General features: G+C 39.6%; 17 protein-coding genes. 9 read left to right on the top strand and 8 right to left on the bottom strand.

From position 1 onward, the window contains the following. Window positions 1-77: 77 nt before the first annotated feature. Window positions 78-1,238: an FAD-dependent monooxygenase gene (locus tag CXF74_RS10625; protein ID WP_232772498.1), complete on the bottom strand. Its 1,161-nt coding sequence runs from the start codon at window positions 1,236-1,238 to the stop codon at window positions 78-80. Window positions 1,239-1,398: 160 nt separating this feature from the next. Between CXF74_RS10625 and miaB the strand changes: the two genes are divergently transcribed. The 9 genes from miaB to CXF74_RS10670 all read left to right on the top strand — a co-directional run bounded on the left by miaB (window position 1,399) and on the right by CXF74_RS10670 (window position 11,526). Next, window positions 1,399-2,820, top strand: coding sequence for a tRNA (N6-isopentenyl adenosine(37)-C2)-methylthiotransferase MiaB (miaB, locus tag CXF74_RS10630; RefSeq protein WP_101082425.1), 1,422 nt, complete (start codon window positions 1,399-1,401; stop codon window positions 2,818-2,820). Window positions 2,821-2,838: 18 nt separating this feature from the next. Next, window positions 2,839-3,861, top strand: a complete 1,023-nt coding sequence (locus tag CXF74_RS10635) for a PhoH family protein (protein ID WP_101082426.1) — start codon at window positions 2,839-2,841, stop codon at window positions 3,859-3,861. After that, a complete protein-coding gene (gene ybeY, locus CXF74_RS10640) occupies window positions 3,861-4,334 on the top strand; it encodes an rRNA maturation RNase YbeY (protein ID WP_101082427.1) in 474 nt (157 codons plus the stop codon). The genes CXF74_RS10635 and ybeY overlap by 1 nt, the downstream gene beginning before the upstream one ends. Window positions 4,335-4,343: 9 nt before the next feature. Then, window positions 4,344-5,207: a CNNM family magnesium/cobalt transport protein CorC gene (gene corC / locus CXF74_RS10645; RefSeq protein WP_101082428.1), complete on the top strand. Its 864-nt coding sequence runs from the start codon at window positions 4,344-4,346 to the stop codon at window positions 5,205-5,207. Next, on the top strand, window positions 5,197-6,762 hold the full coding sequence (lnt, locus tag CXF74_RS10650) for an apolipoprotein N-acyltransferase (protein WP_101082429.1): 1,566 nt from the start codon (window positions 5,197-5,199) through the stop codon (window positions 6,760-6,762). Before corC ends, lnt begins: the two co-directional genes overlap by 11 nt. Before the next feature lie 6 nt (window positions 6,763-6,768). Continuing rightward, entirely contained in the window at window positions 6,769-8,139 is a 1,371-nt protein-coding gene (locus tag CXF74_RS10655) for an MATE family efflux transporter (protein WP_101082430.1), read from the top strand. 110 nt (window positions 8,140-8,249) lie between these two features. Beyond that, window positions 8,250-9,011 carry an ATP-dependent zinc protease family protein gene (locus CXF74_RS10660; protein WP_101082431.1) on the top strand — a complete coding sequence of 254 codons (762 nt, stop codon included), beginning with the start codon at window positions 8,250-8,252 and terminating at the stop codon, window positions 9,009-9,011. Between the two features lie 16 nt (window positions 9,012-9,027). Continuing rightward, window positions 9,028-10,554, top strand: coding sequence for an inactive transglutaminase family protein (locus CXF74_RS10665; RefSeq protein ID WP_101082432.1), 1,527 nt, complete (start codon window positions 9,028-9,030; stop codon window positions 10,552-10,554). A gap of 3 nt (window positions 10,555-10,557) precedes the next feature. After that, window positions 10,558-11,526, top strand: a complete 969-nt coding sequence (locus tag CXF74_RS10670) for an alpha-L-glutamate ligase-like protein (RefSeq protein WP_101082433.1) — start codon at window positions 10,558-10,560, stop codon at window positions 11,524-11,526. A gap of 151 nt (window positions 11,527-11,677) precedes the next feature. Here CXF74_RS10670 and CXF74_RS10675 read toward each other — a convergent pair whose 3' ends face one another. The 7 genes from CXF74_RS10675 to CXF74_RS10705 all read right to left on the bottom strand — a co-directional run bounded on the left by CXF74_RS10675 (window position 11,678) and on the right by CXF74_RS10705 (window position 16,547). Continuing rightward, a complete protein-coding gene (locus CXF74_RS10675; protein WP_101082434.1) occupies window positions 11,678-12,103 on the bottom strand; it encodes a ClpXP protease specificity-enhancing factor in 426 nt (141 codons plus the stop codon). An 11-nt stretch (window positions 12,104-12,114) separates the two neighbouring features. Continuing rightward, entirely contained in the window at window positions 12,115-12,747 is a 633-nt protein-coding gene (gene sspA / locus CXF74_RS10680) for a stringent starvation protein SspA (RefSeq protein WP_101082435.1), read from the bottom strand. Window positions 12,748-12,878: 131 nt separating this feature from the next. After that, a complete protein-coding gene (locus CXF74_RS10685; protein WP_101082436.1) occupies window positions 12,879-13,625 on the bottom strand; it encodes a cytochrome c1 in 747 nt (248 codons plus the stop codon). Continuing rightward, complete coding sequence (locus CXF74_RS10690) at window positions 13,625-14,902, bottom strand: cytochrome b (protein WP_101082437.1); 1,278 nt, start codon at window positions 14,900-14,902, stop codon at window positions 13,625-13,627. Before CXF74_RS10690 ends, CXF74_RS10685 begins: the two co-directional genes overlap by 1 nt. Beyond that, window positions 14,902-15,492 carry a ubiquinol-cytochrome c reductase iron-sulfur subunit gene (gene petA, locus CXF74_RS10695; protein ID WP_101082438.1) on the bottom strand — a complete coding sequence of 197 codons (591 nt, stop codon included), beginning with the start codon at window positions 15,490-15,492 and terminating at the stop codon, window positions 14,902-14,904. Before petA ends, CXF74_RS10690 begins: the two co-directional genes overlap by 1 nt. Before the next feature lie 233 nt (window positions 15,493-15,725). Next, entirely contained in the window at window positions 15,726-16,250 is a 525-nt protein-coding gene (ftnA, locus tag CXF74_RS10700; protein ID WP_101082439.1) for a non-heme ferritin, read from the bottom strand. A 90-nt stretch (window positions 16,251-16,340) separates the two neighbouring features. Next, window positions 16,341-16,547, bottom strand: a complete 207-nt coding sequence (locus tag CXF74_RS10705; protein ID WP_101082440.1) for a DUF3565 domain-containing protein — start codon at window positions 16,545-16,547, stop codon at window positions 16,341-16,343. Window positions 16,548-16,631: the final 84 nt, after the last annotated feature.

Consider the following 16,631-nt stretch of genomic DNA (forward strand, 5'->3'; position numbering starts at 1 on the left):
AGCAAATGGATTTGCTCCACTATTTAACTGCCCGCTTAACTTACCCGCTAAATACAATTTAAAAACAACAACCTTCGTTATAATCCCATTGCATACTTCATCACTTTATTCTTTAATTGCCCGCTATGTTCAGCACCAAACAAAACCGCTTTACGCAACATACGCACGACACCCAATTTACTTTTACTACTCTTATAAAAAATGTCCATTGCACTTTGCATCAATAGATTATGTGGCTTACGTGACATTTCATAGCGCTTTAATAACTTATTCATTGGTAAATCACTGCTATGTACAAGCAGATCAAGCAAACATTGCACGTCTTTAAAGCCAAGATTAACCCCCTGACCCGCTAATGGGTTAATGGTATGTGCAGCATCCCCTAATAAAACCGCACGGCCTTTGAAATACTGTTGCGCATGACGGCGAGTTAACGGGAAAGCGCCTTTGTCAATAACGTCAAAATTAAAGGATAACTTAGGGAATTCAAGTAGTAACTGATTTTTCAATTGAATATTATTCAATGACTGTAACTGTTTTATTTTTTCCGGGCTGTGGTACCACACTAAACTGGCATTATTATCCGCGAGCGGTAAAAAGGCACAAGGACCCGTTTCACGAAATTCTTGCCAAGTAATATTCTGCTCAGCGCAATCTGTTTTTATGTTAATCAGCATGCACTGTTGGCGGTAATCCCACGCCGTGATACCGATATCTAATAACTGTCGCGTTGCTGAATTTGCACCATCACAGGCAATTAATAACTCAGCCTCAATCACTTGTTGGTTATCTAACTGCACCGTCACTGCATTATCGCTTTGTTCGATACTCAGTAATTCTCTATTTTCATGCAGCGTTACATTATCTTGACGCTCAAGCGCTTGCCATAAAACCGCTTGTATCCAACGATTTTCAGCAATATAACCTAATGTTTCCATACCTAATTCAGTGCTGTCAAATATCAGCTTATTACTGCCGACTTCCCAGGTTTGTAAACCTTGGTATGCACAGAGTCTATTTTCAGGGATATCTTTCCACACGCCAGCTTGCTCAAGCAGATTTTTACTTTGCACGCTAAAGGCAGAAACTCTCAGATCAAAAGGGGAATCAATCAGTGGTGATTTTGCAGGATTTTTTTCAATGACATGAATTACAAAACCTTGTTTTGCCAGTAGCAAAGCAGTCAGTGCCCCGACCATGCCACCTCCGACTACAATAATCTCTCTGTTTTTCATCATATTATCTCCAGTTATCAATCATTCGCATTGTACTGAATTCAACTACAAACAAACAGTAGCAAGTTAGCGATGATGTGCGTAAAATGTGCGCTCTTTTATTTATATACACATGTTGCTTCGTTCGATATGTGTATTTAGCACTACAGATGAGTTGCAGATTATGAGTTTAAAATTACACGTCAAAACTTGGGGTTGTCAGATGAATGAGTATGATTCATCGAAGATGGCTGACCTATTAAATTCGACTAATGGTTATATTGCCATTGATAACGCAGAAAATGCCGACGTAATTTTACTAAATACCTGCTCAATTCGAGAAAAAGCACAAGAGAAAGTATTTCACCAATTAGGCCGTTGGAAACAACTTAAACAAATTAATCCTAATCTTATTATCGGTGTTGGTGGCTGTGTTGCTTCTCAAGAAGGTGATGCGATTCGTAAACGCGCACCTTACGTGGATATCGTATTTGGACCACAAACATTACACCGTTTACCTGAAATGATTAAACAGGTTAAATCGAATGAAGGCTCAGTGGTTGATGTTAGTTTCCCTGAAATTGAAAAATTTGATTCATTACCAGAGCCTAAAGCAGACGGCGCAACAGCGTTTGTTTCTATCATGGAAGGCTGTTCTAAATATTGTACATTCTGTGTTGTACCTTACACACGTGGTGAAGAAGTAAGTCGACCACTTGATGATATCTTATTAGAAGTTGCGCAACTTGCAGAGCAAGGCGTACGTGAAATCAACTTGTTAGGCCAAAACGTTAACTCGTATATTGGTGATACTTTTGATGGTGAGAAATGTAGCTTCCCAGAATTGTTACGTTATGTGGCTTCAATCGATGGTATTGACCGTCTACGTTACACCACCAGTAACCCTATCGATTTTGATGAAGATATTATTGATGTTTACCGTGATACGCCTGAACTTGTCGATTTTTTACATCTTCCAGTACAAGCCGGTGCAGATAGAATATTAAACCTGATGAAACGTGGTCATAATATTGCACAATATAAACAAAAAATTGCAGCGCTGAAGGAAGTACGTCCTGAATTAACCATCAGCTCTGACTTTATTGTTGGTTTTCCTAATGAAACAGATGAAGATTTCCAACAAACAATGGATCTAATCAACTATATTGGTTTTGATACAAGTTATAGTTTTGTTTATAGCCAGCGACCAGGTACACCTGCTGCCGATATGCCAGATGATGTGACCTTAGAAACGAAGAAGCAACGCTTAGCGATTCTGCAAGATCGTATTACTCAGAATGCACAGTTAATTGGTCGCCGTATGGTTGGCTCAGTACAACGTATTCTTGTTGAAGGTCCATCACGTAAAAACATCATGGAACTTTGTGGCCGTACTGAAAATAACCGTATTGTAAACTTTGAAGGTGATCACCGTTCAATTGGTGGATTCGTTGATGTTGAGATAACTGAAGTACATAAAAACTCGATTCGTGGTAAATTTATTCGAGGCGAAAGTGAGATGAACCTGCGTGAATCCATTCGTCCTAGCGATATCGTAAACAAAAAGGCAGAAAACTTAGGTGTACAATCGTACACACCAGCATAACAATAAGGCTTAACGACGTTGACAAAACAAGTAAACACAGTGCATCTCGATTTAGTGCCTCAAGATAACGACCGCTTAGCTATTTTATGTGGTCCTTTTGATGACAATATTAAACAGATAGAGCGTCGTTTAGGCCTTCAAATTGCTTATAAAGACACACATTTCCAAATTACCGGTGAGCATCGTTATGCACAAGCTTGTAATGACCTTTTAAAAGAGTTGTATATCGAAACACAACCGATAAAAGGCAAAACAGCGACATTAACGGATGCTGATGTACACCTTGCTTTGCAAGACCTGATTTTGAACCACAGGTTACTTGAAGTGCGTGCAGAAGAAGCTAAAAAAGGCACACAAAGCCTGACCATTAAAACCAAACGTGGTGTTATTAAGCCACGTGGTGAAAATCAAACACAATACGTTAGTAATATCTTAAGCAATGATATTAGCTTTGGTGTTGGCCCAGCCGGAACCGGTAAAACGTATTTAGCCGTTGCCTGTGCTGTTGAAGCATTAGAGCGTCAAGAAGTGCGTCGAATCTTATTAACTCGTCCAGCGGTTGAAGCAGGTGAAAAACTGGGTTTCTTACCGGGTGACCTTTCACAAAAAGTCGATCCTTACTTACGTCCTTTATATGACGCTTTATTTGAAATGTTAGGTTTTGAGAAAGTAGAAAAGCTCATTGAAAAAAATATCATTGAAATTGCACCACTAGCGTACATGCGTGGACGTACCTTAAATGATGCGTTTATCATCTTAGATGAAAGCCAAAATACCACTGTTGAACAAATGAAGATGTTTCTGACACGTATTGGTTTTAACTCTACCGCGGTTATCACCGGTGATATCACCCAAATTGATTTACCTCGTCATCAAAAATCAGGCCTTCGCCATGTTATCGAAGTACTTGAAGACGTTGAAGAGATAAGCTTTAGCTTCTTTGATGCCGATGATATCGTGCGTCACCCTGTTGTTGCGCGCATCGTAAAAGCTTATGAAGCGTTTGATCGTAAAATGGACAATGAGTCGGGTAAATCATAATGGAATTATTTGTAGATTTACAAATCGCAACGCACGATGAAACATCATTACCGCAGTTAGATGATATTGAAAAATGGATATCATCTGCTATTAAAGCGGGCTCAGAAACGCAACGTGATGAAGCAGAGTTAACGGTACGTATTGTTGAAAGTGATGAAAGTCAGCAACTCAATAATGATTACCGGGGCAAAGAAAAACCAACCAACGTGTTGTCATTTCCTTTTCAAAATCCGCCAGGGATCACATTACCGTTACTCGGTGATCTGGTAATCTGCAAACAGGTGGTTGAACAAGAAGCGGCAGAGCAAAATAAAAGTTTAAATGCGCATTGGGCACATATGTTAATTCATGGTACCTTGCACCTTCTTGGTTACGACCATATTATTGAAACCGAAGCCGTTGAGATGGAAAGTTTAGAGACGAAGTTAGTCGTCGAACTCGGTTTCCCCGCGCCTTATAACGAACAAGAGTAAAAAACAGTAATGTCAGAAGCACATTCTACCAACGAGCAAACAAAACCTGGTTTGCTCGATAAAATCGGCAACCTATTTCAAGCTGAACCGAAAAACCAAGGCGAATTATTAGAACTTATCAATGGGGCTAAAGATCGCGAATTAATCGATCAAAAAACCAAAGAGATGATCAAAGGCGTATTAGATGTATCGAAACTACGTGTTCGTGACATCATGATCCCGCGCTCACAAATGGTCACGCTCGGATTGCAACAAAGTGTGCAAGAATTTCTGCCTATTCTCATAGACTCTGCTCACTCACGATTCCCAGTGATCACAGAAGATAAAGACCATATCGTCGGGCTACTCTTAGCAAAAGATCTGATTAAATATGGCTTTAGTAGCCAAGCAAACGGATTTAAAATTGAAGACGTTTTACGTGAAGCCGTGGTTGTTCCGGAAAGTAAACGCTTAGACACACTACTTAAAGAATTTCGTAGCCAACGCTATCATATGGCGATTGTTGTTGATGAATACGGTGGTGTTTCAGGCTTAGTGACCATTGAAGATATCTTAGAAGTGATCGTCGGTGAGATTGAAGATGAATTCGATGATGTTGATGTCGCAGAGATTCGTAAGATTGGTAAACGTACCTATGCCGTTAATGCATTAACTACGCTTGCTGATTTTAACGATTATTTTGGCACTACCTATAATCTTGAAGAGCAAGATACTATTGGTGGTTTAATGATTCATGGTTTAGGTCATTTGCCAGGCCGAGGCGAAAGTCTCAGCATTGCAGATTATAAATACAAAGTAATCAATGCCGATAACCGTCGTTTAATTCAACTACAAGTACGTATCCCTAAAGAGCTAAAAGATATTGAAGAATAGTCTTTTCTCCTTTTTTGATCGATTAACCCAAAATTTAACAGGGCAACTTTTTGTTGCTCTGCTATTGGGCGCTATTCAAGTCTTTTCATTTGCTCCCTTTTCACATTGGTGGACGCTTTACCCCTCTTTTATCGGTTTATTTTTACTGCTTCAACAGGTAAATAAAACCAATAAAAAATTCTTCATCGTCGGTTATGCCTTCAATCTTGCGATGTTCCTTGCCACCGTGCATTGGATTTATGTCAGCATGGATCTTTTTGGTGGTATGCCAACCATTGTTAGCATATTCCTGATCGGTTTATTTTGTGCTTACCTGGCTATTTTCCCAACGCTAGCAATATGGGCAAGTGCTCGGCTTCCGTTGATATCAACCACGCAGCGTTATTTGCTTGTTTTTCCGGTATTTTGGTTATTGATGGATTGGGTTCGAGGTTGGTTCTTAACTGGCTTCCCTTGGGCATATCTCGGTTATAGCCATGCCGATACTCCCTTAGTCGGTTTTGCTCCAATCTTAGGTGTGCAAGGGTTAACCCTGGCCATTTTACTCATTTGTGCCTCTTTAACATTAATCCTTCAAAAACAGAAAATAGTGGCCAATGTTGCACTCATTTCCCTTTTACTAGTCAGTGGTTACTTTTTACAGAAAGTCCGTTACACAGAACTGCAACCCGCGATTAAAGTCGCATTGGTGCAGGGTAATATTGACCAAAATGACAAATGGGAAACAACGCAGTTATACCCTTCTTTGTTCAAATATTTAGACTTAAGTGAAGCGGGTGATAATAACGACCGTGAAAATGAACTTATAATTTGGCCTGAGTCAGCCATTGCGGCACTTGAAATAGATATGCAAAACTTTTTACAGCCCCTCTCTCAAGAACTTGAGAAGCAAGGTAAAACGTTAATGACAGGCATTATAGAATACGATATCAACAAAGATGAATATCGCAATGCAATCATCATGTTAGGAAAGCTTCCTTTAGGCCAAGGTTATGCGCAAACAAGCACTAACCGCTACCAAAAACATCATTTATTACCGATTGGTGAATTTGTTCCTTTTGAAGATTTATTACGTCCAATCGCGCCCTATTTTAACCTGCCTATGTCTAGTTTTCAGCGTGGCACTGAAATCCAAAATAATTTACAAACAGGTTTAACAACGTTAGCCCCCGCCTTATGTTACGAGGTCGCGTTTCCAGAACTATTAAGAAAAAATGTATCCGCAGAAACAGGTATGTTGTTAACGCTGAGTAACGATGCGTGGTTTGGTAACTCTATTGGCCCTGACCAACACCTTGAAATTGCCCGTATGCGTGCCATCGAATTTGCAAGACCCATATTACGTAGTACCAATAATGGCATTACCGCTATTATTGATGATCAAGGGCATGAGATAGGACGCTTAGCCTCAAATACAGAAGGTGTTTTACGCAAAGAGGTACAACCTGCATTTGGTTTAACTCCTTACCAGCGTATGGGTTCATTACCACTTTATTTGTATTGTTTACTCATTTTAATAGGGACATTCTTTTTCCATTTAAAACGATATAAATAGGCTTTAATGAAAAACAAAATTGCGACTTTTCGTGCCCCTGATTTCCAAAATAAACTCTGGCAACTTGCCCTACCTATCACCTTCCAATCATTACTTTATTCATTTCTTGGTTTAGTTGACATATTAATGGTCAGCCAGCTAGGCGAAAGTGAAATTGCAGCCGTCGGTTTAGGTAATAAAATTTTCTTTTTTAACTTACTGATCATGGTGGGTATAAGCCACGCGGGTGGAGTATTAGCAGCACAGTATTTTGGTGCCAACGATCTTTCCGGGCTGCGTAGAAGTTTAGTGCTCTCATTACTGTTTAGTATTGTTAGTGTTATCCCTTTTATTGCTTTATATGTATTGATGCCCGAAACCATTACAGGCCTCGCTACTGATGATTTAAATTTGTTAGCACTCGCTAACGATTACCTTATTATCACCGCTTATAGTTTCATTTTCACCGCCGTCGTTTTACCTTTGGAAACAGCACTGCGTTCAGCTGGTGATACCAAAACAGCAATGAATATCAGCATTTTAGTGTTACCAATTAATGCGTTACTTAATTATATCTTCATTTTTGGCCACTTGGGATTCCCTGAAATGGGTGTTGCCGGAAGCGCATGGGGCACATTAATCGCACGTTTCATTCAAATGTTATTAATGATTGTTTTTGTTATCAAAAAGCGCCCCTTTATTATTGCCAAGCTAGCAGAAGCAAAACAAGCCCTTAGCTATTTTGAGATAAAACGTTATACCAAACTGGCGTTGCCAATGGTATTGCACGATGGAGGCTGGGCGTTAGGCGTTTTAGTCTACACACTTATTTTTGCCATGATAGGTATGCAAGAACTTGCGGTTATGAGTATGGTTTCAACCATAGAACAAACTATTTTTGCGCTATTTATTGGTATTGCGATAGCCAGTGGCACGATGATCGGCCATCAGTTAGGTGCAAAAGCCTTTGATGAAGCATGGCAACAAGCCTGGACCTTTATCCTCTTTGTACCGATATTAGCTTTTATCTTTACACCCATCATTATCATTTTACGCGAGCCCATTTTATCGCTCTTTCCAAGTCTTTCGCTTGAAGCCATGAGTAGCGCATCACAGGTATTATTAGTACTCGCATTAGTCCTGTTTGTTCGCGTGATTAATTTCATTGGCATTATTGGTGTTTTACGCAGTGGTGGTGATGTTAATTACAGTACTTTTATCGATATTTTTTGTATGTGGTGTGTCGGCATACCGTTGACCTTTATTGCTGTCAAATATTACCATTTCACGCTTGTTGAAGCTTATATTGTCATGCTCTCGGAAGAGTTGATCAAAGTATTATTAGTCATTCATCGGGTGCACAAAAAACACTGGTTGCGTAACATGCTAAATAACTGATCAAAATAACAAAGATCAAATAAAACCGTGAGGTTTTTCCTGATATTTGACTAACAAACTGCTAACATTCTTTCAATTCATATTTATTTTTATCTCATTAAGGGAAATTCATGTTGTTAAACAAGAAAACACTACTCACGGCATTTACTTTGTTTGCTATTACAGGTTGTGTGAGCACTGATAACACAGAGCAACAGGCTAAAATCACTAATCTACAAGACTCGCTAAGCACTTCACAAGCAGAAGCAAAAATCATATTATCAGAGTTAAATAGTGTTAATAGCGCATTAAAAACAAGCGAAGACGAAGTAAAATCACTCACAGTTGCACTTGAAAAAAGTAAAAATAAAGCAGAAAAAACAAAACCTGCGAAACAAGTTAAAGCACAATCGACTAAACAAGTAAAACCACAGCCAGTGACACACGTAGACGATAAATCGATTCTTGGTCAATCTGAGTGGGTTTATGTTTCAACAGTAAAAGAAAACTTTAAAGGTCGTATTGATACCGGCGCAGCAACCTCTTCTCTAAATGCGGTTGATGTCGAACGCTTTGAGCGTGATGGTAAAAAGTGGGTACGTTTTAATATTACTCATGAAAAAGGCGCCAAAGCAAAGATGATTGAAGCTAAAATTGTGCGTATTGCTAAAATACTACAATCAAGCAAATCAGGTGTTGGAACAGAACGTCCTGTTGTTCAACTACATGTACGTATCGGTGATGTGGTTCATCTAACAGAGTTTACGTTAACCAACCGTTTACACATGGAATACCCTGTGTTAATCGGTCGTACGTTTATGCAAGATGTTATCTTAGTAGATGTAAGCAAAGAGTACATCTTTCCAAAATACCAAGCACCAACTAAAAAATAAAGAGTAGGGATTACTTATGAACGCACGTACATTTTTCTTTGTTCTAGTGGCCGGTTTACTGACCCTAGGCATATTCCAGACAGTGCAACGACACGTTGCTTTTGACATTCCATGGCTTCCAGGCGAAACACGTACGATTTGGAATATTGATGCAAAAATAGATTTTGACGCTAATAATGGTGCCGTTTCTGCTTCATTAACCACACCTGAGCGCCAAGCAGGTTATACAAAAATCAGCCAAAATGCAGCATCACCGGGTTATGGGTTATCGTTTTTAGATGACGGTAAAACACAAAAAGCTGAATGGACTATCCGCGAAGCAACGGGTAAACAAACGCTTTATTACAACATTCAAGTGCTTGAAGATCCTAAAAGTTTAGATCAACAAATCCTTGAAATGCCAGCCTTGTTTGAAGAACAGTATGAAGCAGCAGGTCTTGCCGCTGGTACTGTCATTATTAAAGATGCAATGAAAACCAGTGCTGATGCCTTTAGTTTTACACGTGAAGTGTTAAAACAACTTAATGCTGAGTCGCCAAATCAAAATGTAGCACTCATTTTAACCGGTAAAACGAACAAAACAGATGTGTTAATCGCGTTATTAAACGGCGCTAAAATTTCAACTAAAAAAGTAGGTGCTTTATTATTAGAAGATGGCCGTCGTCGCCAACATCTAACACCGTTAGTTGAAGTTTTCCAAGAAAAAGATGGCGTTATCAGCTCTCAATTATTTGATGCAACATCAATTAATTCAGTAGATCGCAATAACTTATTGTTATGGGATCAAAGTGGTAAATCATTACTTGAATTAACCGGCGGTAGCGACTCTAAAGTTAGCTTCTCAATGATTCAGCAAGAACAACCAGCTCTTTCAGCCTTGTTACAAAAAAATGAAAATGAGCATCTGTTTAACTTTTCAATCCATAGTTTACCGATTGAAGATCAATCATTGTTTAAAGGTATCTTAATGATTCCATTAGGCGTAATGATTGTAGTGATGATGCGCGTGTTGATCGGCCTTAAAACATCGGGTACGTTTATGCCGGTATTGATTGCCATGGCATTTATTCAAACAAGTCTAGTTACTGGTTTAGTGGGTTTTGTATTACTGGTTGCTATCGGCCTATTCATTCGTTCGTATTTATCACATCTTAACCTGCTCTTAGTCTCGCGAATATCCACGGTTATTATCATGGTTATTCTACTGATTGCCTTATTCGGTGTACTTTCTTACAAACTAGGTTTGACTGAAGGTCTGAAAATCACTTTCTTCCCTATGATCATCCTTTCTTGGACGATTGAACGTATGTCTGTGTTATGGGAAGAAGAAGGCGCAAAAGAAGTATTTTCACAGGGTGGCGGTAGTTTATTAGTTGCTGTATTAGCTTACTTTGTAATGAGCAACGATGTAACACGTCACTTAATGTTTAACTTCATTGGTTTGCAGTTTGTTGTAATGGCATTAGTGTTATTGCTAGGAAGCTACACAGGTTACCGTTTATTAGAATTACGCCGCTTTAAGCCTTTGGCAGATAAGGAATAAACTATGTTTTTTTCGAGTCCTTTTAAATTAAGAGACAAAGGTATAATGGGCATGAACCAACGTAACAGTGGTTACATTGGTCGTTATAACCCACGTAAACTCTACCCTTTGGTAGATAATAAGCTAAAAACTAAAATCATCGCCCGTGAAGCGAATGTGACGACGCCTGCCCTGCTTGGTGTTATCACTATTCAAGCAGAGGTCGAAGGCGTTGAGCAATACATAAAAGAAACACCGGGGTTTGTAATCAAACCCGCAAAAGGCAGTGGTGGTAAAGGTATTTTAGTGATCACTAAAGTCGAAAATGGGCGTTATTACAAACCCAACGGCAGTGAAGAAAGCCTTTCTGAAATTAAACGTCATGTGACCGATATTTTAGCTGGCCTATTTAGTTTAGGTGGCAGTGCAGATGTTGCCGTGGTTGAAGGTTTGATTCAGTTTGATAATGCTTTTGATGGATTCAGCTTTGAAGGTGTGCCAGATGTGCGTGTTATCGTCTTTAAAGGTTTCCCTGTGATGGCTATGATGCGCCTTTCAACAGCGGCATCAGACGGTAAAGCTAATTTGCACCAAGGTGCGGTTGGGGTCGGCGTTGATATCACCACAGGGGCGGCTATTAACGCGGTACAGTTTGATAAACCCGTTAAGTACCATCCTGATACCAATAAAGAACTTGCGCTGTTACAAGTGCCTAAATGGGAGCGTTTAATCTATTTAGCATCAAGCTGTTACGAGATGTCTGGAATGGGTTACTTAGGCACTGATATGGTACTTGACCGTGATTTAGGGCCGATGTTATTGGAACTCAATGCACGCCCAGGTTTGGCGATTCAAATAGCCAATGGCCAAGGTATTTTACCGCGCCTTAAACTGATTGAAAGCTTAGGTGACGATCATGGTATGACCGTTGAACAGCGTATCGACTTTTGTAAGAAACATTTCTCACAAAATAGTCCCAAGCTAAAAATCTAAAGGCTTGAGGCTGATAGCTGATAGCTGATAGCTGATAGCTGATAGCTGATAGCTGATAGCTGAAATACAGACATAAAAAAACCTAGCTTAGCTAGGTTTTTTTATGTCTGTTAAAGCCTTTAGCTTTCTAGCCTTTGTGCCTTACAGATTTTTACTTAACGATCTTTAAACCCGCTCTATTGGGTTTAACTTGCTTCTCTGCCACAGCGGGCTTAACGTCCAGCTCAGGCTTAGTCGCTTTATCTAACGCTTTATATGCTGGCTCTTCAGCAAACATAGTACCCGCACCATTTTCGCGCGCATAGATGCCTTCAATAGCATATAGCGGTACGTAAATCTGTGTGGGTACGCCAGAGAATCGCGCATTAAATGCAACAGCGTCATCATCCATTGAAAACTGCACAACTGATTGCGGTGCAATATTCAAGACTATTTTACCATCTTCAACAAACTGATGAGGTACTTCAACACAAGCTTGCGTTGCATCTACGATAATGTGTGGCGTGCACTCACTATCTACAATCCAATTATAAAATGCTTTAAGAAGATAAGGGCGTTGCACTAACATGCTATTCATAAATGGCTCCGTTATAGACCGACGCGAATTTCACGTTCAGTTTCAGTCATTGATGCTTGGAACGATTCACGTTCAAACACTTTAACCATGTAACTCTTAATACCAAGAAGATCCATATCAAGCTCAATTTTAAGCTCAGGTAGACGCCATAATAGCGGTGCCATGTAGCAATCTACTAATGTGAACTCTTCAGACATAAAGTAACCAAAATGATCAAAGATTGGTGCAACTTCGATGATTTTATTACGTAGAATTCTACGTGCAATGGCTGCTTTCTCAGTGTCTTTAGACATAATAACGCCAACAAGTGGGTACCATTCTGTTTCAATGCGTTGCATTAATAAACGGCTTTTAGCACGTTCTACAGGGTAAACAGGCATTAATGGCGGATGAGGGAAACGCTCATCTAAATATTCCATAATAATACGTGAGTTATAAAGGACTAGTTCACGATCAACTAATGTTGGTAATTCGCTTTTAGGTGTTAACTCTGCAAGCTCAACAGAAGGGTTATCATCATCAACAAAAGTGATTTCAACGTTAACGCCTTTTTCTGCTAATACGATACGTGTTTGATGGCTATATAGATCCGATGCGCCTGAAAAAAGCGTCATCACAGATCGTTTATTTGCTGCTACTGCCATTGGTTATCCCCTAGTTAATAGATAATATATTAAATATAAAATTATAATTCTTTAATAAGCACAAAAGGCAATGGTGATTATTCACCATTGCCTATGTAGTCAAATTGAATTAAGTTGTTAAATAAGTGCGATTAATGAATATCGCGCCAGTACTCTTTCTTCAATAAGTAGCTAACAATAAACAGAACAAATAAGAAAGCTAAAACCCAAACTCCCATACCCTGACGTTCTAATTTATTTGGTTCACCTGCATATACCAGGAAGTTTACCAGATTTAGTACCGCTTCGTCATACTCATCCGATGACATCTCACCAGACTCATCACTTGTTAACGAAACAACTTTCTTATGCTCAACACCATTTTTATCAGTAGTCACTTCAAAAGTTGGTGTAGAGATACCTTGTAACTCTTCTAATACGTGTGGCATACCCACTTCTGGGAAGACCGTATTATTAACACCAAATGGACGACTCTCATCTGCGTAGAAAGAACGCAGGTAAGTGTAAATCCAATCGGCACCACGTACACGGGCAACTAACGTTAGGTCTGGTGGCGGAGCACCAAACCATTGAGCAGCCTCTTTTTTATTCATGCTGTTATGCATTAAGTCGCCGATTTTACTGTCTGTAAAAATCAGGTTCTCTTTCATCAACTGCTCAGGAATATCAAGGTCCGTTGCAACTCGTCCATAACGCTGATATCCCGTTGAGTGACAAGCGATACAGTAGTTCATGAACAATTTAGCGCCACTTTGCAGTGATGCTTTATCCGAAAGGTCATAGTTTGCTTTATCAAGGTGAACGTTGCCACCCGCTGCCACAGCAAACATTGGTAGTATTGAAAACGCAGCCACTAAGGCTATCATTAATTTTTTCATTAGTGTGTCAACCTCGTTGGTAACGGCTTAGTTTTCTCATTTTTACTGTAAACCCACAGAGCAATAAAGAATCCGAAATAACCGACCGATGCAACTTGTGCAACCGTTGTTAATAGTGGTGTTGCAGGTAACGCACCTAATACACCTAACACGATGAAACAAATGATGAACTGTGTAATGTTCAATTTATGTTTCCAGCTACGGTAACGAATAGATTTAACGTTACAGCGGTCAAGCCAAGGTAATAAGAACAAGATAGCAATCGAACCACCAAAGAACACAACACCAATTAATTTATCTGGAATCGCACGTAAAATCGCGTAATACGGCGTGTAATACCAAACTGGCGCAATGTGATCAGGTGTTTTCAAACCGTTTGCAGCTTCAAAGTTAGGCGCTTCAAGGAGGTAACCACCACCCTCTGGCATAAAGAAGATAACCGCAGCAAAACAGAATAAGAAGAACGAAACACCCATGATGTCTTTCACCGTAAAGTACGGATGGAACGGGATGGCATCGATAATATCTTTCTTACCACTGTATTGTTCATGGAAGACAAATTTACCTTTTGCTTCTTCCGATGCAGTGCCTTTCTTCTGTTTAATCTCAACACCATCTGGGTTATTTGAGCCAACTTCATGAAGAGCAATAATATGTAGGAAAACAAGTCCTACTAATGCAAGCGGTAATGCAACAACGTGTAATGCAAAGAAACGGTTTAGCGTTGCGCCCGAGATAACATAGTCACCACGAATCCACAGCGTTAAATCATCACCCACAATTGGAATTGCACCAAATAATGAGATGATTACCTGTGCGCCCCAGAAAGACATTTGTCCCCAAGGTAATAAGTAACCCATGAATGCTTCAGCCATCAACACAAGGAAGATTAACATACCGAAGATCCAGATAAGCTCACGCGGTTTCTGGTAAGAGCCGTAAATAAGACCACGGAACATATGCAGGTAGATAACCACAAAGAATGCAGAAGCACCCGTTGAGTGCATGTAACGTAATAACCAACCATAAGGTACATCACGCATGATGTATTCAATAGAAGCAAACGCGCCTTCTGCTGATGGGTTGTAATGCATGGTTAACCAGATACCGGTTAAAATTTGATTAACTAGCACTAACATGGCTAATGAACCAAAGAAGTACCAAAAGTTAAAGTTAACTGGCGTCGGGTATTGTGCTAGATGTTTATTCCACGTGTCCGTCATCGGAATACGTGCATCTACCCAGTCAATACCGTCTAACACTAATTTCTTAAGCATTAGGCATCTCCCTTGTCTTGGCCAATAAGAATCTGTGTATCACTGATGTAATAATGTGGCGGAATCACTAGATTTAAAGGTGCAGGTACGTTTTGGAATACACGTCCAGCCATATCAAATTTAGAACCATGGCATGGACAGAAGAATCCAGACTCTACGCCTTCAACTTGCTCAGAAAATGAATCAGGTAAGTATGTTGGAGAACAACCAAGATGAGTACAGATACCAACCGCAAGGAAAATCTCTGATTTCAACGAGCGTAATGCATTGGTTGCATAGTCAGGTTGCTGTGCTTCGGCAGATGCAGGATCACGTAATTTGCTATCAAGCGTCGCTAATTCATCCAGTACTTTTTGAGTACGAGAAACAACCCAAACAGGTTTACCACGCCATTCAACACGAATTAGCTGACCAGGTTGAATTTTACTAATATCAACCGAAACAGGGGCTCCAGCCGCTTTGGCTTTTTCACTTGGGCTCCAAGATTTCACGAAAGGAACTGCAACCGCAGCAGCCCCAACCGCACCAACAACACCCGTTGTTAGTGTTAGAAACTTGCGGCGACCAGAATTATCAGGCGCATTGCTCATTTAACCATCTCCATTGGGAGTTACCAAAAGTAACCCGTTTAAACATAAAACTATTAAAGTGTGATATCCAGATAATCAGACTAGATCGTCAGGCACACAAAATCTGGCTGAATTCTAAAGAAATCGCCCTATATTTACAAGCTATTAACATTACTTTTACGATGGAGATGGAAGAAAAGCATGGCTAAATTGACCATGCTCTCATTAAGGAGTAATTTCGAGGCGTTAAAAAACTAAGCAGGTACGTCCATAATCGAAGTTGAGCCAGTTTTCGCTATTTCAGCCAGGTCTTTATCTACCCAGAATAATGCTTTACCGTCTTCACCCACTAATTCAATTTTGTCTAAAATACCTTTGAATAGTTTCTCTTCTTCGTGCTGCTCTGCAACATACCACTGTAAGAAGTTAAACGTTGAGTAATCGTGTGTTGTAAAAGCAACATGTGTTAATTCATTGATAGCTTTAGTGATTAAGCATTCATGTTTGTAGGTTTCAGTGAATATCTCTTTCAAAGACTTAAACTCATGCGGTGGCGCATCAATGCTACCTAAAATTGGTAATGCACCGGTTTCGCTTACATAAGTGAACAAACGATTCATGTGTGTCATTTCTTCAGAAGCATGCTCACGCAACATTGCAGCAGCTCCTTCAAAACCACGATCTTCACACCATGCGCTCATCTGCAGGTATAAATTAGAAGAATAGAATTCAAGATTAATTTGTTCGTTTAGTTTTTCTACCATCGTTGGTGCTAACATTTTTCTCTCCATTAAATATTTTCCTAACCATAAACGGAAATGAGGTTATAAGCAAAAAAGTTATGATATAAACAATCACTTATAAAACATTTAATATGAATCCTTAGGCGCGCCTAAATCACATTTTTTACATTCTAATGTGAAACCTAACATCAACAAGCGCCCTGCTTCTTCAATAACCCAAGGTCGATTAATAAAAGGGGGATTATGCCTAACATGTTGAAAGTGGCCACAGTGTAACTGTGCAACCCAATCATTCTCATCATCTTTGTGGTAACCAATAATCGCTTGTTTCATGAATGTCTCATCGCTATTTTAAACACGCTTTCGTCTTTGTTCTCTTTTTCATCACTAGACATAATACCATCGCGCTTAATTAAA

The sequence above is a fragment of the Psychromonas sp. Urea-02u-13 genome, from assembly GCF_002835995.1.
Classification (GTDB): Bacteria; Pseudomonadota; Gammaproteobacteria; order Enterobacterales; family Psychromonadaceae; genus Psychromonas.

Coding starts and splice junctions, on each gene's coding strand:
- CXF74_RS10625 (WP_232772498.1), bottom strand. CDS start 1,238: ATGATGAAAAACAGAGAGATTATTGTAGTCGGAGGTGGCATGGTCGGG.
- miaB (WP_101082425.1), top strand. CDS start 1,399: ATGAGTTTAAAATTACACGTCAAAACTTGGGGTTGTCAGATGAATGAG.
- ybeY (WP_101082427.1), top strand. CDS start 3,861: ATGGAATTATTTGTAGATTTACAAATCGCAACGCACGATGAAACATCA.
- corC (WP_101082428.1), top strand. CDS start 4,344: ATGTCAGAAGCACATTCTACCAACGAGCAAACAAAACCTGGTTTGCTC.
- CXF74_RS10655 (WP_101082430.1), top strand. CDS start 6,769: ATGAAAAACAAAATTGCGACTTTTCGTGCCCCTGATTTCCAAAATAAA.
- CXF74_RS10660 (WP_101082431.1), top strand. CDS start 8,250: ATGTTGTTAAACAAGAAAACACTACTCACGGCATTTACTTTGTTTGCT.
- CXF74_RS10665 (WP_101082432.1), top strand. CDS start 9,028: ATGAACGCACGTACATTTTTCTTTGTTCTAGTGGCCGGTTTACTGACC.
- CXF74_RS10670 (WP_101082433.1), top strand. CDS start 10,558: ATGTTTTTTTCGAGTCCTTTTAAATTAAGAGACAAAGGTATAATGGGC.
- CXF74_RS10675 (WP_101082434.1), bottom strand. CDS start 12,103: ATGAATAGCATGTTAGTGCAACGCCCTTATCTTCTTAAAGCATTTTAT.
- sspA (WP_101082435.1), bottom strand. CDS start 12,747: ATGGCAGTAGCAGCAAATAAACGATCTGTGATGACGCTTTTTTCAGGC.
- CXF74_RS10685 (WP_101082436.1), bottom strand. CDS start 13,625: ATGAAAAAATTAATGATAGCCTTAGTGGCTGCGTTTTCAATACTACCA.
- CXF74_RS10690 (WP_101082437.1), bottom strand. CDS start 14,902: ATGCTTAAGAAATTAGTGTTAGACGGTATTGACTGGGTAGATGCACGT.
- petA (WP_101082438.1), bottom strand. CDS start 15,492: ATGAGCAATGCGCCTGATAATTCTGGTCGCCGCAAGTTTCTAACACTA.
- ftnA (WP_101082439.1), bottom strand. CDS start 16,250: ATGTTAGCACCAACGATGGTAGAAAAACTAAACGAACAAATTAATCTT.
- CXF74_RS10705 (WP_101082440.1), bottom strand. CDS start 16,547: ATGAAACAAGCGATTATTGGTTACCACAAAGATGATGAGAATGATTGG.